Genomic DNA, 25,754 nt, shown 5'->3' with positions numbered 1-25,754 from the left:
TTGGCCTTTCTTATCCCTTGACCGCTCCTTCGTTGAATCCGCTCTGCACAAACCGCTTCTGGAAGATCAGGTACACGACAATGACCGGCAGAAGGGCGATGATGGAAGCGGCGAATACCTGCGAATAGTTGGTCGCATATTTGTCGTTGAAGGCCTGCAGGGCGATGGGCAGCGTGCGCAGAGCTTCCTTTTTCAAAATGACGAGAGCAGTGAAATACTCTTCCCAGGTTCCCTGGAAGGCGAAGATGGCCATCGTTCCAATGGCGGGGAGCGACTGAGGCAGATAGATGTTGAAGAAAATCCGCCAGCTGCCGCCGCCGTCGATCAGTACAGATTCCTCCAGCTCCTTCGGAATGCCCTCGAAAAAGCCGCGCAGGAAAAAGGTGCTTCCGACGACGCCTCCACCGATGTACAGAAGCCACAGGCCGCCGAACGTGTTGACCAGCCCGAGGTTCTTGATGATCAGGAATTGAGGGATGATGTTGATCGCTCCCGGGATCATGGTCGTCAGAAGGAAGAGCCGGAACAGCAGCTCCTTGCCGGGAAATTTGAAGCGGGCGAACCCGTAGGCGGTCAAGCAGCCGAGGAACAGGCTGCCGAACATGGCGACGCTCGTCACGACGATGCTGTTCATGAAGTAGCGGGCGAAGTTGTTTTTGCCGAGCACGATCTCGAAGTTGTGCAGATTGGGAACGACCGAGAAAATCTCCTTCGGCCTCGGGAGGGTAAAAGCTCCTTTAATAAAGCTGGTCATGACCATATAGAAGAACGGGAACAGGAAGGACAATGCCCCGAGAACGATAAAGGCGTAGATGATGACCTTGTTGAACCATTTCGTATGCACGGATATCCCCTCCTTTTATAAGAACCGTTGATTGCCGAATTTTTTCATCTGGGTGTAGGTGAGCAGGAAGATGGCCATCCCCATCATGACGCTGAGCGCGGCGGCATAACCGAACTTGAAGTTCGTGAACGCTTGGATGAACATCAAGCTGGGCAAGGTCTGGGTTTGGTCCATCGGGCCGCCTTTCGTGATGAAGTAGACCTGCGGGAAAAAGTTGAACGCCCCGTTGATCAGGTTGATCAGGATAAACGCGGTCACGGGAGCGAGCATCGGCACGGTGATTTTCCAAAATTGTTGAATTCCGTTCGCCCCATCCAGCTCGGCTGCCTCGTAGTAGTCCTTGGAGATTCCTTGGAGAGCAGCTAAGTAGATGATGACCCCCCACCCGACCGTCTTCCAGATGTGGAAGAGCCAGATCACGATCATGGCCGACCAATAATTGGCGAGGAAGGAAATGGGCTTGTCGATCAGATGAAGCTTGAGCAGAATGAAGTTCACCAATCCGTTGTCACCGCTGGCAAACAAGAAGCGGAACAAGAACGCCACGACGATCCACGAGGTGATGATCGGCAAATAATAAATCGTCCGCCAGACGAGCTTGTTCTTGACGAATTTCATGTTGATCAGAACGGCGAAGAAGATCGCCAGAAACCAGTTGATCGGCACCGTCACGATGACGTTGAGGATCGTATTCTTCACCGCCATGTAAAATTTGCGGTTCGGATCTTCGAATGCGAATTTGTAATTGTCCAGCCCAATGAAGGGATTCTTCGCGTTCGGCATGATGCTGTAGTCCTGAAAGCTGATGATGATGTTCTTGATCATCGGGTATATGACGAAAACAGCGGTCCCCGCCACCCCGAGAATAATGAACGGCAATACGGCCAGCCATTCCTTGCCGCCTTTCTTGAGCCGTTTCTTCCAGTTAGGCGTTATCTGTCTCAGCGCCGTATCCGGTGCTCTGCCTGCCATGGTTAACACTCCTTCCTGACTTCTAAAGCGACTTGCTCGTTACTCCCGCCGGATAAAGGAGGCACTTCACCAGGACGGGCCGGTGAAGTGCCGGTTTTCACAGGGCTTCTTCCTTCGGATTCTTACTTCGCTAGGAGAGCATCGATCTGCTTCGCCGCGTCGTCGAGAGCTGCCTTCGGCTCCATCTCTCCCCGCATGGCCTTCTCGAAGGCCAGCGCGATGATGCTGTCCATTTCGCCGAATTGCGGAACCGGCGTCCGTGGGACCGCCGTCTTCATCTGCTCGACGTATTCCTTGATGAACGGATTCTCCATGACCTTCGGATCATTGGCCGCATCCATGTTAGCCGGGATCAGACCGAGGGTGGCCATGATCTTCTGCGGCTCCGGCTGGAGCATCCATTTGGCGAACGTCCAAGCTTCCTTCGGATGTTTGGAGGAAGAGAAGATGACCAGGTCCTCGCCGCCGATGACGGAACGGGAGCCTCCGTCGCCGGCCGGAATCAGACCGCGAACGGTTTGCTCGAGCGGCTTGAAGCCGCCTTCCTGCTCGGCCATGAGCAGGCTGTAGAACCATGGGCCGTCGTCGATCATCAGGTAATCGTTATTCTTCAAGCCGTCCCAGGCGGAAGGCTCGCCTCCCAGGATCGGCGGCGAAATCAACCCTTCCTTGTTCCAGCGAATGAAGGTTTCAAGCGCTTTCACGCTTTCGGGACTGTTGAGGTAGCCGTCTGCCTTCGTGTAGTCGTCGTTCGTGAATTTCCCGCCGAGGCTGTAGAAGTAAGGGATGTTTGCCCAAGGATAGTTGCCGCCGATCGTGATGCCGCCGGTTGCCTTGCCCTTCTCCTTAGCCAGCTTGGCGTACTCTTCGAGTTCGGCCATCGTCTTCGGAACTTCGGTCTTACCGATCAGATCCAGAATGGATTTGTTGTAGATGGCGACCTTCGTATTGGTGTTGACCGGAAGCCCGTAATACCCTTCCCCACTGTCGTTCTTGAGGTAGGTCGTGGCGAGCGGAGCTTCGAACAGCTTCGGCTTCAGCTCGGCGAAGCCGTCCATCTTGCTGACATCAAGAAGCGCGCCCATATTGGCGAACTCCGGAACCCAGACGATGTCCATCCGCATCAGATCGGGCGCCGCATCGCCGGCTACCCCGGTGATGACCTGCTGCTTGAGGTTTTCGTAAGGCATACGGGTGAGCTTCAGCTCGATTCCGGGGTTCTGTTTTTCAAACAGCGGCTTGATCTGCTCGATCAGCACCTTCTCTTCGGCATCGCTGTACGTATGCCAGTACTCGATCGTCACTCTCTTGCCGTCCGCCGCCGGTGCGGATGATGCTGCCGGGCTCGCCGAATCGGTGCTTCCGGAATCCGACGCTCCCTCCTTGCCGCTTCCACATGCCGACATGCCTACGGCGAGTACGGCTGCCATGACCCCCAGGGAAACTTTCTTGAATGGTTTCATGATGAAGTTCCTCCTTCTCTTTTGCTTGCGTCCTCATTATGCAGGAGAAGAGAAAGTGGAGTAACCGTTTACATTACGAAAATGGGTGTCTTTTCTTTCGCTGACAGCGCATTCATTTGCCTGATAGTGGGATTTTTCGCCATAGTCACACGCGAATTGTTGAATCGGACACTTTCTTGGGAATGGAATGCCCTTGCATAAATCCAGTGATTTGTGATTTCGAAAGTGGAGGGAGATTATATTACGATGTTGATTTGGATTGTGGAGAAAGAATGCACGGAGGCTTAAATTGACCTTATGAATCGGCTAAGCGAATCTTGAACGGAAGCAGCCCTCTGCAATCCTATTTGAGCCTAAGAAAAAAGCCGCCTTCCCCCTCGCGGAGAAAAGCGGCTTCCAAACGTAATGCGTTATCTTACTCCATGGACACCTTCATCTTGCCAAGCGCCTCGCGGGCAGCTTGCTGCTCCGCTTCCTTCTTGGAGCGGCCGGAGCCCGCTCCGAGCAGGCTTCCGTCCATAAGAACCTCGGACAGAAATTCCTTCTCGTGCGCGGGACCGCGTTCGCCGGCGATGCGGTACTCCAGAATTCCGAGCCCATGCTGCTGAACATACTCCTGCAGCCGGGTCTTGTAATCGATGATTTGCGGCTTGCCGTCTCCCGTGATTTTTGGAAAGAGACAGCTGCTGAGGAAGCTCTTCACGGCGGCTAGTCCCTGATCCAGATAGAGAGCTCCCACGAACGATTCGAACACGTCGGCGAGCAGAGCCGGACGCGAACGGCCGCCGGTCAGCTCTTCTCCTTTGCCGAGAAGCACATACAGCCCGAAAGACAGATTTTCCGCGAAGACGACCAGAGAGGGCTCGCATACGATCGATGCTCGCAGCTTCGTCAGCTCCCCTTCCGAACGGTTCGGATAAGCCTCAAACAGGTATTCGGATACGGTTAATTCGAGAACAGCATCCCCGAGAAATTCCAATCGCTCGTTGTCTCTCGCACCCGCCGAGCGGTTCTCGTTCACGTAGGAGGAATGGGTAAAAGCTTGCCGGAGGATCGCCTGGTTCTCGAAAAAAATGCCAAGCTGCTCCTGAAGCTGCTTCAAATCACGGTTCATGGTTTAGGCCTCGTATTTTTTCATGATAATGGTGGCATTATGTCCACCGAAGCCAAACGAATTGGACAGGGCATATTGGATATCCGCTGTACGGAACTCGTTCGGGATGTAATCCAGATCGCATTCGGGATCGGGATTTTCCAGGTTGATCGTCGGAGGCAGCTTCCCGTCCTGTACGGCCAGCGCACAGATGATAGCTTCCACACCGCCGGCTGCGCCGAGCATATGCCCGGTCATCGATTTGGTGGAGCTTACAGGCGGCACGGCTTCGCCGAATGCGGCCTTGATGCCCTGGCTCTCCGCGATATCGCCGACGCCGGTCGAGGTTCCGTGGGCGTTAATGTAGCCAACTTCCTCCGGAGCGATGCCGGCGTCCTTCAGCGCCCGTTTCATGCAGCGGGCTGCGCCTTCGCCGCCGGGAGAAGGATCGGTCATATGGTGGGCATCGCTCGACATCCCGTAACCGGCTACCTCCGCATAGATGCGAGCTCCTCTTGCGAGAGCGTGCTCCAGCTCTTCGAGGATGAGAATCCCCGCGCCTTCGCCCATGACAAAGCCGTCTCGGTCTTTGTCAAACGGGCGACTGGCCCGTTCGGGTTCATCGTTGCGCGTGGACATGGCCCTCAGCGCGCAGAAGCCGCCGACCCCCATCGGAGTGACCGTCGCTTCCGAGCCGCCGCAGATCATGACATCCGCATCTCCACGCTGGATGAGCCTTAAGGAATCGCCGATGGCGTTGGTGCCGGTCGCACAAGCTGTCACCGCCGTGCTGTTCGGCCCCTTCGCTCCCGTGAGGATCGATACCTGGCCGGAGCCCATGTTCGCGATCATCATCGGGATGAAGAACGGGCTGATGCGCTTCGGTCCTTTTTCCATCAGGATCGTGTGCTGCTCTTCCCAAGTGGAGAGGCCCCCGATTCCTGAACCGATGTAGACGCCCGTCATCTCGGCATCCGCATTCTCGCCGATGCGAAGATCGGCATCCTTCAGAGCCAAGAGGCTCGCGGCCCCGGCAAACTGCACGAACCGGTCCATGCGCTTCAAATCGCGGCGTTCAAAATAATCTTCCGGGTTGAAATCTTTTATGGAAGCGGCAATTTTCGTCGGGTACTCGCTTACGTCGAAGCTTTCGATCAACGAAACACCGGATTTACCTGCTAAGAGATTGGACCAAAAGGTCTCAATGTCATGCCCGAGAGCGGTGACGACCCCCATTCCGGTAACCACAACACGTCTAGACATAGGTTCACCTCAATTCGGCGTATTGGCGTTACTAGTCCGCCCAATGCGGCTCAACATGGAGAAGAAGTCCCGTCAAGCTGCAACGGGACTTTGGAGAGACCGATTACGTATGAGATTGTATGTAATTCACAACTTCTCCCACCGTCGTAATCTTCTCTGCATCCTCATCGGAAATTTCCATGTCGAACTCGTCTTCTAATTCCATGACCAATTCCACTACATCAAGGGAATCAGCACCCAAGTCATCTTTAAAAGACGCTTCCAGGGTTACTTCTGCTTCTTCCACCCCGAGGCGGTCGATCACGATGCGCTTCACGCGTTCAAGAACGTCGGACATCCGGTTCACCTCCTCCATGGTATTATACGAAAATTGCGGACAAATTACCATAGGGTCCCGAAGGGGACCGCCAGCGCTGAATAAGCGCGTATTTCTTGACAAAATGAAAGCTGAAAAGCCTTACGAGGCTGCGACGCATGAACGGATCGATGTTCTCGCTATCCGCCCGCTTTGGGTAGATTTCCCGTGCTCGTTCAGCAGGATCGTTCAGCGCAGCTTCTACATGTACATGCCGCCGTCAATGTGCAGCGTCTGCCCCGTGACGTAGGAAGCGTCCTCAGAGGCAAGGTACCGGACGGCCTTGGCGATATCCTCCGGTTGTCCAAGACGGGACAGCGGAATTTGCGAGAGCAGCTGCTCCTTCGTCTCCGTTCCGAGCTTGTCGGTCATTTCGGTGACGATGAAGCCGGGCGCGACGGCATTGACCGTAATTCCCCGGCTGGCCAGTTCCCGCGCCGCCGACTTGGTCAAGCCGATGATGCCGGCTTTGGCCGCCACGTAGTTGGCCTGCCCGGCATTGCCAAGCGAAGCGACAACGGACGAAATGTTGATGATGCGGCCGCTCTTTTGCTTCATCATCGGCCGGGTCACCGCCTTCATGCAGTTGAACACGCCCTTCAGGTTCGTGGCGATGACGGCATCAAATTCCTCTTCCTTCATCCGCATGAGCAGATTGTCGCGGGTGATGCCCGCATTGTTGACAAGGATGTCCACATGCCCGAATTCTTCGAGGGTCCGTTTCACCATCTCGTCAACTTGCGACGCGTCGGATACATCGGCGCGGATGACGAGCGCCTTCCGCCCGAAGCTCTCGACGAGAGAAGCCGTCTTCTGAGCGGCATCTTCACTCCCGGCATAGTTGACAACCACATCGGCGCCCGCTTCCGCAAGAGCCGCCGCAATCGCGCGGCCGATTCCGCGGGAAGCTCCGGTAACTAGCGCTGTTTTGCCTGTCAGCATAGGTCTCCTCCTCAGTTGGATTCCGAATAGTGATTTACAGCTTCCATACTGTTCACCGTGACGACCCGGACATTCCGGTCGATCTTGCGAATGAGCCCGGTGAGCACAGAACCGGATCCAATCTCGACGAAGGTGTCGACTCCAGCCTCAATCAGGCGGGTTATGCTGTCTTCCCACAGGACAGGCGAGTACACCTGCTCCACGAGAAGAGAACGAATCTTCTCCGGATCTGTAACCGGCTCAGCCGTCACATTGGCGATGACAGGAACCACAGGCGCCTGGAGGTTCAGCTTCGCCAATTCGTCTGCCAGCTTGTCGGCCGCTGGACGCATGAGCGAGGAGTGGAAGGGACCGCTTACCTCAAGCGGCAAAACCCGCTTGGCCCCGATCTCCTTGCCCCGCTCTTGAACCGCCTGAACGCCTTCCTTCGTGCCGGAGATGACGATCTGCCCCGGGCAGTTCACATTTGCGAGCTCGACCGCGGTTCCGGCTTGCGTTACCTCGCGGCACAGGTCGGCAAGGGCTTCGCGCTCCGCTCCGAGGACGGCAGCCATGGCTCCCTGTCCGGAAGGTACGGCCGCTTCCATCAGCTCGCCGCGCCGGCGAACGGTGCGTACCGCATCCGTAAAGGGCAGCACGCCCGCCGCGACCAGCGCGCTGTATTCCCCCAGGCTGTGCCCGGCAACGAAATCAGCGCGGACCCCTTTGGCTTGCAGTGCGGCCAGATAAGCGCTGCTGACGGTGAGCAGAGCGGGCTGCGTGTTGTAGGTCTGTTTCAATTGATCATCCGGGCCGTTGAAGACGAGATCCGTCAGTTTAAAGCCCAAGGCTTCGTCCGCTTGCTCAAACACCTTGCGGGCTTCGGGAGAGGTCTCCCAAGCGTCAAGTCCCATCCCAACGGCTTGGGCTCCTTGACCCGGAAATACGAATGCGATTTTACCCAATGCTATGTCCTCCCGTCAACTGATCCTCTTACCAAACGAGAACGCTGGCTCCCCAAGTGAGACCTGCTCCGAAGCCTACCATGACGATCCGATCGCCTTCAGCGAGCCGCCCCGTTTCAGCAGCCTCCGCTAGAGCCATGGGGATAGAGGCAGCGCCGACATTTCCGTAACGGTCAAGGTTGATCATGCATTTCTCTTCCGGTACGTGCAGCCGATTCAAGGCAGATTGAATGATGCGAATGTTCGCCTGATGGGGAACCAACAGGTCAATGTCTTCTTTGGTCAGGTCGGCCTTGCGAAGCGCTTCCTCCGCTGCGCTGCCCATGACGCGCACGGCGAATTTGAACACTTCCGCTCCGGCCATGTACAGATAGTGCAGCTTCTGCTCGATGCTTGCCGGTGACGAAGGGTTACGGGAGCCGCCCCCCTCCAGCTTGAGAAGCTCGCCGCCTGCTCCGTCCGCTCCAAGCTCGAAGGACTTGAAGCCGCGACCCTCCGGCACAGCGCCGATCACGACTGCACCCGCTCCGTCTCCGAAGAGAACGCAGGTGTTCCGGTCGGTATAATCCGTAATCTTCGACAAGACTTCGGTGCCGACGATGAGTGCGTATTTGTACGTCCCGAGCGCGATGAAGTTGGAGGCGTTCGCCAAGCCGTAGATAAAGCCGGTGCATGCCGCTGACAGGTCATACGCCGCCGACTTCTTCGCGCCCAGCTTCTCTTGCAGGATGCATGCCGTCGACGGAAACGACATGTCAGGGGTTACCGTGGCGACGATAATGAGATCGAGATCGGCCGCCGTGATGCCCGCGTTCCGAAGAGCCTCCTGTGCCGCCGGAAACGAAAGATCGGAAGCCGCTTGATCCGGGCGGGCGATACGCCGCTCGCGCATTCCGGTGCGGGTGCGGATCCATTCGTCATTGGTGTCCACCATCTTCTCCAGATCCTGATTCGTCAAAACACGCTCCGGAACATATCTCCCCGTGCCAAGCACCCCAACCGGTATCAGATTCATGCTCATCTCTCCTTAGCTTTTGCCGATTTCTGCGGATATCGAAGGAACCAGCTTGCCTTCGATGGCGATCCGCGCTTGCCGAACCGCGTTCATGATCGCGACCGCATCCGAGGAGCCGTGGCTTTTCAGAACGAGACCGTTCAAGCCAAGCATCGGGGCCCCCCCGGTTTCGGAATAATCGAGCCGCTTCTTAAAGTTTTTCAGTCCCGGCGCGAGCGCAGCCGCCGCGACCTTGGTTAACAAGCTGCGCTTGAATTCTTCCTTCAGTACCTTAAAGATCGCTCCAGCCGTCCCTTCGACGGACTTCAGCAGGATATTTCCGGCGAACCCGTCGCACACGAGCACGTCGCATTCTCCATAGAGCACGTTCCGCGCTTCGATGTTGCCAACAAAATGAATCGGCGCTTCCTTCAGCAACGGGAAGGCCGCTTTCGTGAGCTCGTTGCCCTTGGTGTCCTCTGTCCCCACATTCAAGAGTCCCACACGCGGTTTCGCAATCCCGTCCACTTTCGAACGGTAAATGCTTCCCATCACCGCGTACTGCAGGAGCTGCTCCGGTGTAGCGTCCATGTTGGCTCCAAGATCAAGAGCAAGCGTACCGGCACCGTCAAGCGAAGGGATCATCGGAGCCAGCGCCGGGCGTTCGATACCCGGAATACGCCCGACCACGAGGAGGCCCGCCGTCATCAGCGCGCCGGTATTGCCTGCGGAGATCATCGCATCCGCTTCCTGGTCGCGAACGAGTCGGGCCGCGACCACCATGGAAGAGTCCTTCTTCCGGCGAACCGCTTTCACGGGCTCGTCATCGGATAGTATGGCCTCGGACGCATGAAGAACCGTCACGTTAGAGGGGCGGTTTGCCGTGATCGGGTCCAGCTTCGTTTTGTCCCCCACCAGAACGAGCTCGGTATCCGGCCATTCCTTGGCAGCGAGGAGAACTCCTTCCGTGATCGCCCACGGGGCATTGTCTCCGCCCATGGCATCGATGGCGATTCTCAAGTCAATCAGCTCCGTTTCTCTTGAGTCTTCGTATGATGGATCAAAAATTGCCCTTCAAACACAAGCTCGGAGCCAACGGTCGTGAGAACCTCCACCTTGGCGTTACCCCGGGAATTCCGCTTCACCAGCGCTTTGGCGACACATTTCTCTCCGAGCCGGACCGGCCGGAGATAACGGATATCCGCAGACGCCGTTAGAGCGATCACATCGTCGATCACCGCGACAGCAAGCGAGTTGGCTTGTGCGAAAATATGATGGCCGCGGGCGATTCCCGTCCGCGAGAATACATGCTCTTCTCTGACTTCAAGCAGGGAGATGCCGCTCTTGTCGAGCTGCAGATCGATCACTTCCCCGATCACTTCATCGAGGGGAAGGGAGCGGACTTCATCAAGCGAACGCTCCGCCATCGTCTTCAACCGTTCCCGAAGCTCGGGAATTCCAAGCTCCATCCGGTCCAGCCGAACCGTTTGGATGCTGACATGAAAGTGGTGTGCAACATCCTCGTCGGTAACGAAGGGATTCTCCTGGATATGGATTGCCAGCTGTTTGAGCCTTTCGCGTTTCGGCAACCGTTCCATGGGGGACCTCCTCTTCCTTCTGCCATTCTTATTACCAGGTACTAAAAGTAGTATATAAAAATCAAGCCGAAAAAGAAAGCAAAAGCTGAGCTTTCGGATGCGGCATGTGCCGCTGCACAAAAAAAGGGCGGTTTCCCCGCCCTCTCTTCGGACGGGATGCTTGTACCTCACTTCACCCCGCCAAAAAAAATAGCACCCCACCGAAGATGAAGTACTACTTCCGCAATATTATTGCTTGATGATCTCTCTGCCTTTGTAGGAACCGCACACTTTGCATACGCGGTGAGCCAGCTTCAGTTCGCCGCATTGCTCGCATTTCACCATACCCGGCACAGCCAGCTTAAAGTGAGTGCGGCGTTTGTCACGGCGCGTTTTGGACGTTCTCCTTTGAGGTACTGCCATTGTTTCCCACCTCCTTGCCTTAATTCAAGACCATCACGGGTCTTTTCTTGTTTCCTTGAACAGATCGGCCAGACCCGCCAATCGGGGGTCGATTTTCTCCGTGGAGCAGCCGCAATCTCGCTCATTGAGGTTCGTGCCGCATTCGGGGCACAGCCCGCGGCAGTCTTCCTTACAGAGCGGAATGTACGGTAGAGCCATCCAGACGGCTTCCTCCACATAGGGAGCAAGCTCGACCAGGTCTTCTTGGACCTGGTGAAGGTCATCCTGTTCTTCGCCAGCTTCTGCAGAGATGGACCCTAGCGTGAACTTCTCACGGAAGGGAATAGAGAGAGTCTCCTGAACCGAGCCGAGGCAGCGCGAGCATACCATCGTCACGGGCAGCTTGAGCATTCCATCCACAACAGCGATGTTTCCATCCGCATAAGCGGCGAGATCCGCTTCCAGCACCCCGAATGCTTCGAGGTCCTGACGACCGCTGAGAAGCCCGGACATGTCCATGCTCTCATGAAGCTGGACATTCTTTCCCTTCAGGGTCAATTCTTTCACGTTTATCTGCATGATCCATCACTCCAAACAAACAAAAATAATTATAGCCATTGCGCCTACCGGTTGTCAACATTTTCTCACTGACAGCCTCAAAATTCCTTGCGACAAGCCCTGCCTTCCGGCCGGGCGTCCTCTCCGGTATAATGGCTGTGAGAAGCCGGATTCATACGGAGGATACCGAAATGAGAACCGCAGGAATCATCGTGGAATACAACCCGCTCCACAACGGGCATGTTCACCATTACCGGGAAGCCAAACTAGCGGCGAGCGCGGATGCGCTCATCGCGGTCATGAGCGGTCCGTTTCTTCAGCGGGGAGAGCCCGCCCTGTGCAGCAAATGGGCAAGAGCCGAAATGGCCCTTCATATGGGAGCGGACCTCGTCATCGAGCTGCCCACCGCGTTCGCGGTCCAGCCCGCGGAATGGTTTGCCTACGGCGCCGTATCGGCGCTTGAGGCAACGGGAGTCGCGGATGCGCTGGTCTTCGGCAGCGAGAGCGGCAGCATCGCGTGGTTTCGCGAGCTCGCCGCTCTCCTTCGCGATGAGCCGCCGGCGCTTAAGGCGCGGCTCAAAGAGCGGCTAGCGGCGGGAGCGAGCTATCCGGCGGCCTACGCATCGGCTGCCGCCTCGCTCGCAGATGGCCCCGACGCGGGAACCCTCGCGCAGCCGAACAATATCCTCGGCCTGCAATACTGTCTCGCGCTCGAGCGGCTGAAGAGCGGGATCGTCCCGCTGACGATCCCCCGCCTCGGCGCTGGCTACCATGACAGGGAAGCGGCGAGCTCTTCCGCAGCCGATGGGATCGCCAGCGCCACCGCCGTGCGAAAGCTGCTGCTGCGGGAGCGGGGAGCGGCGGGGCTTGCCGCTGCCGCTCCCTATCTCCCTGATTATACGGTACGTATCCTGCGGCGGGAATGGGAGGCCGGGCGGGGGCCGATGGAGTGGGAGAGCTTCGCGAGCCCGCTCTTTCACCTCCTGCTTACCCGCCCGGCTTCCGCCTACGCGGAGTTAGCCGAGATCACAGAGGGAATCGAGCACCGCTTTCTCCAAGCGGTTCCAGGCCTCGATTTCCGCCGGGACGACCGGGTAACGCAGCTCCTCGCGGCAGCCAAAACCCGTCGCTACACACACGCCAGGCTGCAGCGGGCCTTGCTCTCCATCCTACTTGACCGCCGCAAGGAGGACGTGACCCGGGAGGTGCTTGAGCGCGGTGTGCCCTATCTCCGCGTGCTCGGGTTTTCGGCTTGCGGCCGCGAGCTGCTGAAGCGGATGAAAGAGTCGGCAACCGTTCCTGTCGTAACCAAAGTCACGAAGGAAGCTTCCCCGCTCTTGGAGCTGGACATCCGCGCCGCTTCGGCATATGCCGCCGCCTACGCCAAGCCGGACTCCCGCGAGCTGCTTCGGGACTATTATCAGGCGCCGCTGCAAACCGAAGCCTGATACCCTCATCTTATTCCTTCGCCCGAACGAAGAGCCTATCCCTTCTTAGCATACTTAGCATAAACGAAGAATGTCCCGAATGCATCCGCAAGATAGTAGCCGTCTAACAAGCGCAAAGACGGATCCTAAGCCGCCTTACCAAGGGGAAGGATCCGTCTTTGTCGTTACACGCCTATCACAAGGGTCACATGCTCTTCATGGCGCAGTCTTCTCGGCGAATTATCCAATCGAAATATGCCATTGGAAAGCCTCTACTCCATTCCACAAGGAACGCGGCATTCGCTTATTCGGCTGCTTGCTGCGGAAGCTCCTTCAGATAGGCGATGGCATCATCCAAGGTGGAGACCGGAATGATCTTCATCTTCGTTCCGATCTTCTCCGCTTCCTTCTTGGCATCGGAATAATTCGTATAGCCGTTCTCATCCTTCGGCGCAAAGAAGATCTCCGCGCCTTCCCGATCCGCCGCCACGACCTTATGCTGAATACCGCCGATCGGACCGACCTTGCCGCTTTCTTCGATCGTTCCCGTCCCGGCAATGCGATGCCCTTTGGCGATATCCTCCGGAAGCAGCCGATTGATGATCTCCAAAGTAAACATCAGCCCGGCGGAAGGTCCGCCGATGTCCCCGGCCTTGATGCTGATCCGGTCTGCGTCTATCTTCGAGAGCACCGTCAGCATCACCGCCTGGGTGATGCCCATTCCGACCCGGCGGTTTTCTTCTCCTCCGGTCGCCGTCGCTTCAGCGGGCAGATAAGCGAGCTTGACCTCGGCCTCCATCGTCTTGCCCCCTCGGTTCAAGGTCAGGCTCACCTTATCGCCTACCTGTTTGCCGCTCAGGTAGTTCACCAACTGATCCGGCGCCTCCAGCGCCTTCCCGTCCACCTTAAGCAGCTGGTCTCCTACGGAGAGCACCTCAGACGCTGGCATACCCGGAATGAGATGCAGCACCATGATGCTGTCGGTATGATAGCTATACTCGATCCCAAGATGCTTGTAGGCCGCGAGAATGGCGTTCGACTGGGAGGATGACATGCTGTATACCTGGGTTTGGTTATATTCCTCCTCCGTTTGCCCTTGAAGCACCTTTTGCTTCGGACGGATCTCCTGATGGGTCGCTTTGGCCCATAGATAGGAGACGACATTGGCGTCCATCACCCCTACCGTCGTCAGCATAAATACCCCCCGATCCGGCGGATGGCCGGGTGCCGTCGTAATCATCGGGCTGATGTCTTCAGCCGAACCCGGTTGATAAATGAAATAAGGCAGCGGATAAAAGACGAGAAAATAAGCGAGAAGAATTCCCACGAGCGTAGCGGCGGTATATTTGCTCCACATTCGCTTTTTGCGGGGAAATCTGTCTCTTCCTCCATCTTTTCCAACTGACTCCAATCGTCCTTCCTCCATGGTGATCCCCCCTGTGTTAACCCGATTCTACGCCCGGGAATGTCTGCCGATCAAGTGAAGGCTTGGTCTATCCGGACAACCCGCTACGTACATTTATAACAAAATCGTTTCCCCGCGCAGTCGAGGTGATCCTATGCAGCAGCCAAACAGCGCCGCCCGCAGCCGGACGGCGACCGCTCTACTCGGAGTGTCCGCCCTTATTCTCATCGTTCTGATTCTCGCTTATCCCGATGAAGCCTTTCAAGCATCCTTCGGCGGCCTCCGGCTTTGGTGGACCGTTCTTGTCCCCGGATTGCTGCCCTATCTGGTCGTAATGGAGCTATTTACCGGTTTTGGTCTTACCCGCGCCTTCGGCGCGCTGGTCGAACCGGCGCTCTATCGCTTGTTCCGAATTCCCCGAGGCGGGGGCGCTCCCGTTATCGCGGGGCTGCTCGGCGGCTTCCCTCAAGGCATTCAGACGGCTCGAAGGGTACTCGATGTGACCCCCTTAGATCGCTATGCTGCGTTTCGTATGCTGGCGGCATCGCACCTGTGCAATCCTGCTCTGCTGGTCACCGTCGTGGGTGCCGGATTCCTCCAGAATGTAAGAGCAGGCGTTCTGCTCGCTCTGATCCATTACTTGTCTGCCGGGGTTGCCGGTTGGCTCGGGCGCTTTTTCCTGCCGGAGTCCTCTGTCCCTTCCCGGAATACCGGGAAAGACGAACCGTCCAAAACCTTCTATGTAGAGCTGCGCGAAGCGAGACAGGAAGACGGGCGGAGCTTCGGTCAATTATTAGGCGATGCCGTGACCTCGACGATCCAAGCCTTGTTCACCTTATGCGGCTTTATCATTTTATTCTCTGTTCTGATTCGGATGATAGCTTTGCAGCTTCCGGATGACGGAATCGGCCGCTGGTTCCTGCTGCTTCCAGCTCTGCTTGAGCCACATCTCGGCGCCTATGCCGCTGCTGTCCGTCTCGAGCCTTCCCTCCTTCAGCTCGCCGTCATCGCTGCGGCTCTCGCTTGGGGAGGAATCTCCCAGCATGTCCAGGTGAAAGCACTCTCCGGTGCAGCTTCTCCGAGATATGGTGCCTATGCCGCTGCCCGGCTGCTCCAATCGCTTCTCGCCTTCGGTCTTACCTTCGCTCTTGCCGTTCCGCTCGCCAGTTGGCTCGGCGGATCGACCGAAACGATGGCGGTTTTGCCGGCATTCAGTCAAACAGAAAGCTTCTCCCCCCGTTTGCCGAGTTTCGCCGGTTGGCCGCATGCGCTGGATTCCTTGAGGCTCTCTCTGGCTGCAGCAGGATTACTGCTCGGAATAACCGCTCTCTGCTTCCGACCTATCCATCGGATGAAGAGAAAGAAGCGGTATTGAGAGGCACTGTTCCGGAATTATCGCGAATGGCTTTAGATGGTTAGATGGACTTGTTCCGTATCACATCTCGCTGTACTTGGCTCGCAAAGCTTGCTCGACAGACTCCGGCACGAGATCGTTTACCGGGCCTCCGAAGCGGGCGATTTGCTTGACTACACTGGAGCTGAGGTACGAATATTGGTTGCTCGACATCATGAAGAAGGTTTCGATCTCTTCATTCAGCTTGCGGTTCACCGAAGCCATCTGCAGCTCATATTCAAAATCGGATACGGCCCGAAGCCCTTTTACAATGACATGCGCATTCTTCTCCGTCATGTAGTTGATGAGAAGATCATCAAAGTGGTCAACCTCTACATTCGGAATGTCCTTCGTGACTTCCTTCAGAAGATCCACTCGCTCCTGAACGGTAAACAGCGGCTGTTTGCTCGTATTGTTCAAAACCGCCACAATCACCTTATCAAATACTTCCGCCGCTCGCGTCACAATATCCAGATGGCCATAGGTCACCGGGTCAAAGCTGCCCGGACAGACTGCAACCGATGGTTCATGCTTGATCTGTTTCATCCGTCTCCTCCGTCCGTCCTTCATTTACAGGCTGCTCCTGCACTCCCGATTCATAGCGGTAGACCGAAACGGCCGTGTCCCCGTAGACCGCCTTGCGAACCTCATGGAAAGGCCCGTAGGCTTCCTCATACCGGTGTCCGGAATCGTACTCCGCCACAACGGTTGCTCCCTCTTCCAGCAGACCGAGGGCATGCATGGAGAGCATCAGCTCACCGATTGTCTTCATGCGGTAGGGAGGATCAAGGAACACAAGCCGAAAATACCTCTCCCTCTTGGCTAGAGCTTTCAATGCCCGTTCCGCGTCATTGCGGTACACCTCAGCCTGAGCTTCCAGCCGCGTAGTCTGCAGATTGTGCCGGACCACCTCAAGACTCGTGCGGTCCGCGTCGATGAAGACACCGTGCTCCATCCCGCGGCTTAAGGCCTCAATCCCGAGGCCGCCGGTCCCTGCGAACAGGTCGAGAACGGCTCCTCCCTCAAAATAAGGGCCGATGATGCTGAAGACCGCTTCCTTCACTTTGTCCGTCGTCGGTCTTGTCCCCATACCGGGCACAGCTTTCAGGCTTCTTCCTTTTGCCGTTCCGGATATCACTCTCACGACTCATTTACCCCCAATACCATCATTCCACGCTATCGTATCACATTCCCGGTACGACTCCAAAACTCTTTTGAAAGGAAGAGTATAAATTTCCCTCCCGTTGTACAAACTGTAAATATCGGCATCCGAGATGCCGAAGACAACCGCGGAGAAGACTTAATTCCCCATAAGGCTTCGTCCGGTTTCTCCTCTCCCATGAAGGTGCTCGCTTACCCGGCGAGCACCCGATACAAGCAACAGCCCGCGATTTCTTTCGAAATCAGCGGGCTTTTTTGACGTACAGGTGGCGGGTTGGTGGCGAATTGGTGCGATTGTTATGACGATCCTTTCCCGCCCTGCTCGCTTACAACTTCCTCACTCTCATCGGCATCCGCGAGATGACCCATGCCGCTGCCAGCAAAGCGAGTGCCACAAAAACCCCCGATTCACCCGTCCAGAGCAGCGCATTCTTCCCTTTGGAGGAGGAATCGAACACCTCCTGGATGATGGCATTCCAGGATGCATGCAGGAAGAAAGCAGGCCATATGCTGCCGGTTGTCAACCGCAACCGCCCAATCATGTAGCCGAAGGAGGTGACCGAAATCATAAAGAGGAGAACGGAGAGAACGGGATAGGGACCGGAATAATACTGACCCCCAAGCATCAAGGGAAGATGCCATATGCCCCAGATGACCCCGCTGGTCAGCATCGGGTAAGGAACGCGGGCGTCGATCAGCCGAGTGAGCATGAACCCCCGCCAGCCAAGCTCCTCTCCGACACTGCCGATGAGGCCAACGAATGTGCCGACAACCATCTGGATGAGCAAGAGGCTCACGAAGGTAACGAAAGGCGAAGCCTTTATGTACGTGTCCGGAGTGACGTATTGTACCAGTCCCGTACTCCAAGCAACCCCATAAGCAACCAGGCCGATGACTGCAGGAAACAGCAGGACGAAAGGCAGTGTCTTCCATGTACGTCGTCCTCCGAACCGCAAGGAGATATCCTTGATCCCTTCATGCAGCAGCAATCGCGTGAAGATGGAAGAAAGTCCTGGCGCCCACATCAGGAACAAGACAAAGATCGGGTATTTCATCGTCAGCACATAACCAAGCACGGAGAGAGGCAGGAGCATGGAGAAGAAAACGAGAAGTCCTCGCCTAGCAAGACGAATGCGCTCCTTCTCCCCTGCTGATCCTGCGGCAGGCTTGCGGCCTACATTTGATTTCATGATGGAGACCCCTTTTCAAAGCACGGATAAAGATAACCATCACTAAGTATAACAGTCGCTCCACCCTGGTTTGAACATACTCGTGTCCAGTTTTTTCCTAGCCCTAAGCCCAGGAAAAAACTGGAGTACCGCAACTAGAGGTATTGAGAGGAACGCGTATGAGTGCAAGATTTCAACCTCCTTCGGAGCCATTCCTCACCCTCGCTCTTCCTTCCCCAGCCTCTCCCGAAAATAGTCCCGATTCATCAGCATGCTCGGATGCCCCGGACATAAAGCGAGTGCGGTTTCATTGCACTCATTCGCTTTCCGATACTCTCCCAGCTTGTCATAGCATACACACAATTGCAGATAAGGAAGCCACGACCAAGAGGCATGATCGACCAAAGCACCGTTCGATGAAGGCTTGCTGAGTTGTGTCGCTTTTTCATACCAATAGACGGCTTGATGAAATCTTTGCTCGGACAGGAACAGCTTGCCAAGCGCACAGCAGCTCTCCGCCCGAGGCAGATCGAGCTCCATCGTACGGAACAAGGATCGGAGCTGCAGATCGCGTTTGCTTACATGCTCGTAGGAGTCGGCCAGCTTCAGACATGCGCCGATCTGATCCTCGATCCATCCGTTCTTACCGGCTAAAAACAACTCATACTGCTCCACTGCTTCTTCATAAAACGCATGATCCCTTAGCTCATTAGCGAAATAATACAAATCTCTCGGTGAAAATACATCTCCCTTCTCTTTGCGTTTGCGATAGATCTGCAGATTCCGGTCGGTATAAGCTTTGTTCTTCCCGTGAGTGACTTGGATTTCACTCTGCTCAATCCGGCCGAACACCTCCAAGTATTCATGAACAGGGCCAATCCATCGAAACTGGCAAGCTCGCCTCACCAGCCGGTTCCGCTTCAAGCTGATCGTAGGCTTGCCGTTGTTGTCGGTTGCCAGCACATAATGCATCATCACACTGTCCACACCCGAATCCAGCTTCCCCTTCAAAGCCAGGAAAGCAAGGCGATCCTCCTCCAAGAGGACATCATCCGCGTCCAACCACAGAATATAGTCTTTCGTCGCTTGATCGAACGCAAAATTTCTCGCTGCCGAGAAATCATCATGCCATTTATAATCAAAGATCCGGCACTTAAACGTCTCCGCCAGCTCTTTGGTCCGATCGGTCGAGCCGGTGTCGATGATGTTGATCTCATCCGCGATGCCCTGAACCGATTCCAGGCATTTGCCCAGCGCTTCCTCTTCATTCTTTACGATCATGCATAAGCTGATCGTGATGCCAGACGGAAGAAAACCCTCGATGGAACGCAAAAAATCGTTCCCGCCCAAGAGATCGGATTCCCGGTAAATGTGATAGGCCGGGTAGCGCGTATCCACAAACAACGAAATGCCAAGCGCTGCAGCGCGGATGCAAAAATGCCGATCTTCGCCCATGAACGAAAGGTTGGGCAATCTATGGAACCGTACTCCCTTGCTCAGCGCGGACTGCCTGATCAGGGTACATGCGCCAAGCCCCCCCACTTCATAAATACCAGGCGTCCGCATTTGCTGCAGGAAGGCAGCAGCCTGCTCCTCTTCGGACCGATCATTCTTCAGGCCGGAGTTCTTAAAGAACAAATATTCATCCATTAGCCAAACTTGAGGAAGCGGGTCTCCTTCAGCCTGCCATTTGGTCCAAAAAATCGAAGAGATGATCTCTTTCTCCACAGCCAGCAGACGAAGAAGCGTATCCGGATATAGCAAGAGATCAGAATCAACAAGGAACAAGGCGTCATAATGATGCTCAAGGGCATGTTCGATAATGGCATCCTTCATGCCTGCCACTTTGTCGATGAGGGCTGTATCCCAATAATGGGAATGCTCATCTCGCTCATAGGATTGAGCCGGTCGTTCCTGGATCGTAACGTCTTGCGTTTTCGCTTGAAATCCCTTTAGCAGCTCTCTAGATGCCTCGAGGTCATTGTTATCTAGAAAAAGATATCCGACCTGACAGGGGGCGGTTTTCAACAAGGACAATGATTTCAGAAACAATTCGAGAACTTGCGGCTTTTGCTGCACTGGACTTGCAATCAGGACGCGAATGGGCATCTGCCTTACCATCTCCTCACATTTGATTGCCACGCCCGAAGGAGGGGCTTCAGTCCTTTCATCCTCCTAATCATTATCCGTACAAGGGCTATATCCCAGTACAAGCGAAGCACGGCAATCATATATTGGACTGATCTTTGTATGTATTCTATTTGGGAGGTGGAATTCTTGTCACAGCCGAATCTTCCAAACATCACGCCCACCGTGAGTTTAACCCGCGACGATGCCGTGAATCTGCTCCTTTCCTCCATCGCTATGGAAGAATTGGGTATGAGCCATATTCTGAACGCAGAAGGAGAGAAGCTGCAATACGTGCTGGGCACAATACCCGGGATATCAGGGCCAAATCCAACGATCGGGGAACTGCTGGAAGTCAATCAAAGCGTTCGCTCCATGTTGGACAGTACGGCGCGCAATCAAATTTTTCTGCAATCCAAAATGGAGACCGCTTTGCAGAGTCCAACCTTGGTCGGACCTACAGGACCAACGGGACCTACAGGTCCTTCAGGAGGACCCGTAGGGCCGACGGGTCCCGCCGGAGTGGTCGGTCCTACAGGGCCGACGGGACCGACCGGGTTATCAGGATTCGTTGGAGCCACAGGACCAACCGGCGCGATAGGCCCGGCAGGCGCAATCGGCCCCGCCGGACCGATTGGCGCAGTAGGACCAACTGGAGTGACCGGTCCGACGGGGGCGGCAGGTGCAGGCCTGGGCGGTCTCGTGGTCTTTGACCCGTTGCTTGCTCCGGGTTACCCACAGGATCAGGTTGTCTTTTATAACGGCGGCACTTATATCGTAACTTCCGCTCCTCCCGTGGGGACACCTGGTTTTTCGCCAAACTATACGCTATTGGCGGCAGCGGGTGCTGCGGGCGCCGCTGGCCCAACAGGTCCGACGGGGGCTACCGGTGTTACCGGCAGCATTGGGGTAACCGGTCCGACGGGGGCTACCGGCATCGGCCTTGGAGGCGCGGTATCGTTCAACGTTGCGCTTGCTCCCGGCTATCCTGTCGGTCAAGTCGTCACCTACAATGGAGCTACTTACATGGTGAATACCGCTCCACCTACCGGTACGCCCGATTCTTCGGCTGCTTATACGCTTTTGGCGGCGCGCGGAGCGACGGGCAGCACGGGAGCAACCGGTCCGACGGGTCCGACAGGAGCCACCGGGGCTACAGGAGGTACCGGCCCTACAGGGCCGACCGGAGTGACAGGAGCAACGGGAACAAGCGTTACCGGAAACTATGCTTTCGCACAGAACACATCCGGAACGATTGCCGTGCTTCTCGGTTCGGGACTTGTCACCTTACCGAACAACCAGAACATTCCCACTGGCATCACCATCAACGGAGCAAACGACACGCTTACCATCGGCAATACCGGTAACTACTTCATTCGTTATTCGATCAGTATGACCGCATCGCTCTTAACGTCTTCCCGAATCTTGCTAAGCAACGTCAGTATTCCGTCAACAGAAACGGCCTCCGTGACCACCACATCACTTCAGGCTCAGGCCATCATCCCGATCACAGCCGGTCAAACGCTTCAATTGCAAGTATCCTCAGCGGTATCCGTGGGCTTGCAGGCTCCGGGAGCAAGCTTGGTCATCATCCGGTTAACCTAACATCCTGAAGGGCTACTAGATCATGGAACGGCTTCTATCCGTAATCGCCTGGATTGCTGCTTTTTGATTCAACCAAGGCGGCGGAAGCCGTTCCTTCCTTTCGTTCAGATCCTCTTGCGCGGCGAAACGCTTTAAAGCTTCAAGACCGCGCAGGATTCTTCTCGCCTCTCGGCATGAACTCGGATAGCGGAACGGGTATCGCAGCAGAGCAATGCTAAGCGGCTCCTTCCATTCGATCTGCTGGTTCCCCTGGATTACCACAGAAGCGATCAGGCTGACGATCACGTGAAGGAGCTCAAGAAATTGTCCTTCCAGAACAATGGACAGTTTATCCTCATGAGGCGTTCTCAAGCTCATTTCCTGAATCAACAGGTTGGCTAGCGAGTGAATCAGCTGCGAAACGGCTTTGCCTGAATCGAGCAAGTGCCTTCCGGAAGAAACTCCTCTCTTTATGGGGAGACTCTCCTCGGACAGGCTCTGTCTATCGAGCTCCGAGACTTCATCTTTCTTATGAAGCAGAATCCAATTCATCATCATCAACGAATCGGCAAAGCGGAGGATGGATCGATGAAAGTGAACGACATCCTTCGTTTCAGGCAAATTTCCTCCACTTAGCTTTCCTTCCCGGAAGGCGTCGATTTGCTCCGCTTTCGCATAGAGAAGCTTACTTAATGCTTCTTCGCTGTATTCTATGCTTTCTTTCCAATGGACAACTGCGCTTTCGAATGGCACAGCGGGCACCCTATTTGCGAACGATCCGATCCGCATGTCCTCCCCCGATCTGCCCAATGACCGGCTACTCTTCATCACAGCATTCATGATGCTTCTTATCCATAGCCAGCACATCAGTCAGCTTAAATTGAAGCAGGATCTGGTTCGCTACGATTCCCCGGAGCATCTGATTCACGCTATCATTCACACGCAAAGCATCATCCAAGGTCAGGCACTCTTCTTTCAGCATGTGCTGGATTTTTTCCGCCTCGGCGTTGATGATGTGGGAAAATCCAATTTCCTCCAGAGCGATTGACGTTAAGAGCAAATGGATAACATCCCGCCGACAGAGAATGATCTCCGGTTTGATATCCGGTATGTTGGGCATTGACATGATTAACCACCACCTTCTTTATTCGAAAGGAGGAGTCCGTTCGCTACATCATAGTATGTAGAAGAGCCCAAATGGTTCAGACCGTTGCCGGTTCGCAAGCAGGCTCTTGTCCTGCTTCCCACGGAGGTGATTCAGATGGCGGCACCGACGATATCCCTTTGCATGATCGTCAAGAATGAAGCGGCTTCCCTCAGAGCCTGCCTTGAGAGCGCGCGTCCTCATGTCCATGAGATGGTCATTGTCGATACGGGGTCCTCTGACGGCACCTTAGAGGTGGTATCCGAATTTACGGACTTGTGCTATGAGTATATCTGGGATGGGAATTTTTCAAATGCGCGGAATTATGGACTTCAGAAGGCAAGAGGCGATTGGATTTTATGGCTGGATGCCGATGAGGTGTTGGAATGCACGGAGGAAATGAAGACCGCCCATTGGCTGCGGGATGACAAGGATCTGCTGCTGGCGGCAACCACTGTTCACTATACGGGAAGAGCGCCAGAGGAGAACAGCAGCTATCGAATGGCTCAGACTCGCTTGTTCCGAAATCGAGCCGGTTTGAAGTTTACCTACAGCATCCATGAGATGGTAAATGCGGATGAAATCCTGGTAAAAGGCGGCTGGAATTCGGACATTCGTTCCGTTCCGGTCACGATTCATCATTACGGTTATTTGAACGAGCCCGAACTCATGCGCAAGAAGCACCACCGCAACCTGGATATGCTCCTTGCCGCGCTATCGTCTGGAGAGGATCATCCTTGGCTGGAATTCCATCTCGCGAACGAATATTATCGGGCAGGCCGTTATCGCGATGCCATAGAAGCCGTAAACTTGTCCATCCTGCGCTTTATTCACAGCAAACGGATTCCGCCTTCCCTTCTATACAAGCTGAAGTATGCCGCACTTCTTGCAGAGGGAAATATCGGGCAAGCAGGGTCCGGGATCGATAAAGCGATCGCCCTGCATCCCGACTATGTTGATCTCCATTTTTACAAAGGCGTAATCTTATACCGCATGGGAAGATTTGATGGAGCTCTGGACGTCTTTGAACGGTGCCTTCAAATGGGGGAAGCGGACACCCGTCATTTGATCGAATGCGGAACAGGCAGCTTTCAGGCACGCCGCTACATCGAATTATGCCGCGCGGAGCTCGGGATGAACTCTGAATCTTCCAGCTAGACCATGACTTCAAACCCAATACATTTATCCAATCCAATCGAAGAAGAACAAGCAGGTAGAGGACTTCGGTCATTCCAGTTCATGGACAATACACATTGAAGCTCGAACGGTAGAGGGCATCGGGCAATAAAAAGCGCCGTTCCCGTGTTCGGAGGAGGATCGCAAGGACCTGTTCCGAATCTGAGACGGCGCTTTCGGCAAACGATGGAAGTTACAGCGAATCTCCTACCCGATGGATGCGGAGCAGGTTCGTGGTGCCAGAGGCTCCAGCAGGCACGCCTGCAGTGATGACAACCAGATCGCCGTCCTGGACGTAGCCGCCGGCTTTGGCCAGCTCCACGGCGGACAGCACCGCTGCATCGCTGTCGGCGACGTCTGAGCTGCGCAACAGCGGAATGACGCCCCAGCTCATCGTCAGAGCATGAAGCACGGACGGCTTGGAGGAAACGGCGATAATCGGAGCCTGCGGCTTATGCTTGGCAATCATTCGGGCGGTAAAGCCGCTTTCGGTCAGGGCCAGAATGGCCTTGGCGTCCAGCTCCAGCGCCGCTTGGGCCACGGCCTGGCCGATGGCTCCGGTCACGTCCGTCGTTTTGCGGGCGGCCTGCAGAGTCAGCCAGCTGTAACTGTCCAGAGCGGATTCGGCCTTCACGGCGATGCGGGCCATCGTTTCCACCGACTCCAGCGGATACTTGCCTGCGGCAGATTCGCCGGACAGCATGACCGCATCGGTACCGTCAAATACGGCGTTGGCTACATCTCCGGCCTCGGCGCGTGTAGGACGGGGATTCTGCTGCATGGACTCCAGCATGTGGGTGGCGGTGATGACCGGTTTGCCTGCCAGGTTGCAACGGCGGATCATGTCCTTCTGCACCAGCGGCACATCCTCCACCGGCAAGTCTACGCCCAAGTCGCCGCGGGCCACCATAATGCCGGAGGATACGGAGATGATGGCGTCCAGATTTTCTACGCCTTCGTCATTTTCGATTTTGGCTACCACCTGTATATGTCCTGCGCCCAGCTCATTGAGAATATGCTTGATCTCCAGAATGTCCTCCGCCTTGCGGACAAAGGATTGGGCGATGATATCGATCTTCTGCTCTACGCCGAAGCGAATGTGGCGGATGTCCTTCTCGGTTACGCCGGGCAGGCTGGTTTTCACGCCGGGAACGTTGACGCCCTTGCGGGGCTTCAGGCGGCCGCCGTTGCGGATTCGGCAAACAATCTCGGTCCCTTCGGCATGCTCCACCTCCAGGCGAACGAGACCGTCGTCGATCAGAATGATGCTGCCGGGCAATACGTCCTGGGGAAGCTGCTTGTAGGTGACGTGAATGCGGTCCTTGGTGCCAAGCACCTCCTCCGTGGTTAGGGTGACGGTTTCACCCTCTACAAGCTCCACGAAGGACTCTTCCATTTTGCCGATGCGGATTTCAGGGCCCTTGGTGTCGATGAGCACGGCTACATACTGATTCTCGGCGGCGGCGGCTTCGCGGATATTGCGGATGCGGGCTGCATGCTCCTCCGGCTCCCCGTGGGCAAAATTGAGCCGGGCTACGTTCATCCCTGCTCGGATCAGCTTGCGGAGCATTTCCGGGCTTTCGCTGGAAGGGCCGATGGTGCATACGATTTTAGTTTTGCGCATGTTCTCCACTCCTTGTCCGTTTTCCCTATTTTTTGCTTGTGAATTTTTTCTCTTGATCCTAGAATATCGGAAAGTGTATCATAAGAAAAATATATATTTTTTCGTTTTTCATAAATTTTGATGAGGAAGTTGGGCTG

25 protein-coding genes are annotated in these 25,754 nt (G+C 55.6%); 4 read left to right on the top strand and 21 right to left on the bottom strand.

Annotated elements, in window-relative coordinates; all coding sequences use genetic code 11:
• Positions 1–10: 10 nt before the first annotated feature.
• The 13 genes from BN2684_RS20135 to BN2684_RS20075 all read right to left on the bottom strand — a co-directional run bounded on the left by BN2684_RS20135 (position 11) and on the right by BN2684_RS20075 (position 11,428).
• Entirely contained in the window at positions 11–844 is an 834-nt protein-coding gene (locus BN2684_RS20135) for a carbohydrate ABC transporter permease (RefSeq protein WP_058303887.1), read from the bottom strand.
• A 15-nt stretch (positions 845–859) separates the two neighbouring features.
• Entirely contained in the window at positions 860–1,816 is a 957-nt protein-coding gene (locus BN2684_RS20130; RefSeq protein ID WP_058303886.1) for a carbohydrate ABC transporter permease, read from the bottom strand.
• 122 nt (positions 1,817–1,938) lie between these two features.
• Positions 1,939–3,279 (bottom strand): extracellular solute-binding protein, encoded by a 1,341-nt coding sequence (locus BN2684_RS20125; protein WP_058303885.1) that lies wholly within the window; start codon positions 3,277–3,279, stop codon positions 1,939–1,941.
• Between the two features lie 415 nt (positions 3,280–3,694).
• Positions 3,695–4,393: a ribonuclease III gene (rnc, locus tag BN2684_RS20120; protein ID WP_058303884.1), complete on the bottom strand. Its 699-nt coding sequence runs from the start codon at positions 4,391–4,393 to the stop codon at positions 3,695–3,697.
• Positions 4,394–4,396: 3 nt separating this feature from the next.
• Positions 4,397–5,635 carry a beta-ketoacyl-ACP synthase II gene (gene fabF, locus BN2684_RS20115; RefSeq protein ID WP_058303883.1) on the bottom strand — a complete coding sequence of 413 codons (1,239 nt, stop codon included), beginning with the start codon at positions 5,633–5,635 and terminating at the stop codon, positions 4,397–4,399.
• A gap of 103 nt (positions 5,636–5,738) precedes the next feature.
• Complete coding sequence (gene acpP / locus BN2684_RS20110; protein ID WP_058303882.1) at positions 5,739–5,972, bottom strand: acyl carrier protein; 234 nt, start codon at positions 5,970–5,972, stop codon at positions 5,739–5,741.
• A gap of 219 nt (positions 5,973–6,191) precedes the next feature.
• Positions 6,192–6,932, bottom strand: coding sequence for a 3-oxoacyl-[acyl-carrier-protein] reductase (gene fabG / locus BN2684_RS20105; protein ID WP_058303881.1), 741 nt, complete (start codon positions 6,930–6,932; stop codon positions 6,192–6,194).
• A gap of 11 nt (positions 6,933–6,943) precedes the next feature.
• Entirely contained in the window at positions 6,944–7,876 is a 933-nt protein-coding gene (fabD, locus tag BN2684_RS20100; protein ID WP_058303880.1) for an ACP S-malonyltransferase, read from the bottom strand.
• A gap of 28 nt (positions 7,877–7,904) precedes the next feature.
• Positions 7,905–8,891: a beta-ketoacyl-ACP synthase III gene (locus BN2684_RS20095; RefSeq protein WP_058303879.1), complete on the bottom strand. Its 987-nt coding sequence runs from the start codon at positions 8,889–8,891 to the stop codon at positions 7,905–7,907.
• Positions 8,892–8,903: 12 nt separating this feature from the next.
• The gene (gene plsX / locus BN2684_RS20090; RefSeq protein WP_058303878.1) at positions 8,904–9,890 is read right to left on the bottom strand and encodes a phosphate acyltransferase PlsX; all 987 of its coding nucleotides are present in this window, start codon (positions 9,888–9,890) and stop codon (positions 8,904–8,906) included.
• A 5-nt stretch (positions 9,891–9,895) separates the two neighbouring features.
• A complete protein-coding gene (fapR, locus tag BN2684_RS20085; protein ID WP_058303877.1) occupies positions 9,896–10,468 on the bottom strand; it encodes a transcription factor FapR in 573 nt (190 codons plus the stop codon).
• A 228-nt stretch (positions 10,469–10,696) separates the two neighbouring features.
• Entirely contained in the window at positions 10,697–10,870 is a 174-nt protein-coding gene (gene rpmF, locus BN2684_RS20080) for a 50S ribosomal protein L32 (RefSeq protein WP_058303876.1), read from the bottom strand.
• Between the two features lie 33 nt (positions 10,871–10,903).
• Positions 10,904–11,428 (bottom strand): YceD family protein, encoded by a 525-nt coding sequence (locus BN2684_RS20075; RefSeq protein ID WP_058303875.1) that lies wholly within the window; start codon positions 11,426–11,428, stop codon positions 10,904–10,906.
• A gap of 170 nt (positions 11,429–11,598) precedes the next feature.
• On the opposite strand from BN2684_RS20075, the gene BN2684_RS20070 reads away from it, so the two are divergent.
• Positions 11,599–12,855, top strand: coding sequence for a nucleotidyltransferase (locus BN2684_RS20070; protein WP_058303874.1), 1,257 nt, complete (start codon positions 11,599–11,601; stop codon positions 12,853–12,855).
• Between the two features lie 283 nt (positions 12,856–13,138).
• Here the strand turns inward: BN2684_RS20070 and BN2684_RS20065 are convergent, their stop codons facing one another.
• On the bottom strand, positions 13,139–14,260 hold the full coding sequence (locus BN2684_RS20065) for a SepM family pheromone-processing serine protease (protein ID WP_234340286.1): 1,122 nt from the start codon (positions 14,258–14,260) through the stop codon (positions 13,139–13,141).
• 133 nt (positions 14,261–14,393) lie between these two features.
• Here BN2684_RS20065 and BN2684_RS20060 point away from each other — a divergent pair, with 133 nt between their 5' ends.
• Complete coding sequence (locus BN2684_RS20060) at positions 14,394–15,614, top strand: hypothetical protein (protein ID WP_058303873.1); 1,221 nt, start codon at positions 14,394–14,396, stop codon at positions 15,612–15,614.
• A 60-nt stretch (positions 15,615–15,674) separates the two neighbouring features.
• Here the strand turns inward: BN2684_RS20060 and coaD are convergent, their stop codons facing one another.
• The 4 genes from coaD to BN2684_RS20040 all read right to left on the bottom strand — a co-directional run bounded on the left by coaD (position 15,675) and on the right by BN2684_RS20040 (position 20,071).
• Positions 15,675–16,178, bottom strand: a complete 504-nt coding sequence (gene coaD / locus BN2684_RS20055) for a pantetheine-phosphate adenylyltransferase (protein ID WP_058303872.1) — start codon at positions 16,176–16,178, stop codon at positions 15,675–15,677.
• Positions 16,159–16,776, bottom strand: coding sequence for a 16S rRNA (guanine(966)-N(2))-methyltransferase RsmD (rsmD, locus tag BN2684_RS20050; protein WP_058303871.1), 618 nt, complete (start codon positions 16,774–16,776; stop codon positions 16,159–16,161). Before rsmD ends, coaD begins: the two co-directional genes overlap by 20 nt.
• 343 nt (positions 16,777–17,119) lie before the next feature.
• Complete coding sequence (locus BN2684_RS20045; RefSeq protein ID WP_058303870.1) at positions 17,120–17,983, bottom strand: type II CAAX endopeptidase family protein; 864 nt, start codon at positions 17,981–17,983, stop codon at positions 17,120–17,122.
• 195 nt (positions 17,984–18,178) lie between these two features.
• The gene (locus BN2684_RS20040; protein ID WP_058303869.1) at positions 18,179–20,071 is read right to left on the bottom strand and encodes a glycosyltransferase; all 1,893 of its coding nucleotides are present in this window, start codon (positions 20,069–20,071) and stop codon (positions 18,179–18,181) included.
• A 168-nt stretch (positions 20,072–20,239) separates the two neighbouring features.
• Here BN2684_RS20040 and BN2684_RS24365 point away from each other — a divergent pair, with 168 nt between their 5' ends.
• Entirely contained in the window at positions 20,240–21,694 is a 1,455-nt protein-coding gene (locus BN2684_RS24365; protein WP_058303868.1) for an alpha-helical endospore appendage domain-containing protein, read from the top strand.
• A 15-nt stretch (positions 21,695–21,709) separates the two neighbouring features.
• On the opposite strand, the gene BN2684_RS20030 is transcribed toward BN2684_RS24365, so the two are convergent.
• Together BN2684_RS20030 and BN2684_RS20025 are read right to left on the bottom strand one after the other, a co-directional pair.
• Positions 21,710–22,462, bottom strand: coding sequence for an alpha-helical endospore appendage domain-containing protein (locus tag BN2684_RS20030; protein WP_058303867.1), 753 nt, complete (start codon positions 22,460–22,462; stop codon positions 21,710–21,712).
• A 28-nt stretch (positions 22,463–22,490) separates the two neighbouring features.
• On the bottom strand, positions 22,491–22,799 hold the full coding sequence (locus tag BN2684_RS20025) for an alpha-helical endospore appendage domain-containing protein (RefSeq protein ID WP_058303866.1): 309 nt from the start codon (positions 22,797–22,799) through the stop codon (positions 22,491–22,493).
• A 135-nt stretch (positions 22,800–22,934) separates the two neighbouring features.
• Here BN2684_RS20025 and BN2684_RS20020 point away from each other — a divergent pair, with 135 nt between their 5' ends.
• Positions 22,935–23,975, top strand: coding sequence for a glycosyltransferase (locus BN2684_RS20020; protein WP_148450035.1), 1,041 nt, complete (start codon positions 22,935–22,937; stop codon positions 23,973–23,975).
• Positions 23,976–24,186: 211 nt separating this feature from the next.
• On the opposite strand, the gene pyk is transcribed toward BN2684_RS20020, so the two are convergent.
• Complete coding sequence (pyk, locus tag BN2684_RS20015; protein WP_058303864.1) at positions 24,187–25,617, bottom strand: pyruvate kinase; 1,431 nt, start codon at positions 25,615–25,617, stop codon at positions 24,187–24,189.
• Positions 25,618–25,754 lie beyond the last annotated feature (137 nt).

This window comes from Gorillibacterium timonense, from assembly GCF_001457415.1.
GTDB classification, from domain to species: domain Bacteria; phylum Bacillota; class Bacilli; order Paenibacillales; family NBRC-103111; genus Gorillibacterium; species Gorillibacterium timonense.
Note: the sequence above shows the minus strand (reverse complement) of the source record. Positions and strands in the feature narration are given on the sequence as shown.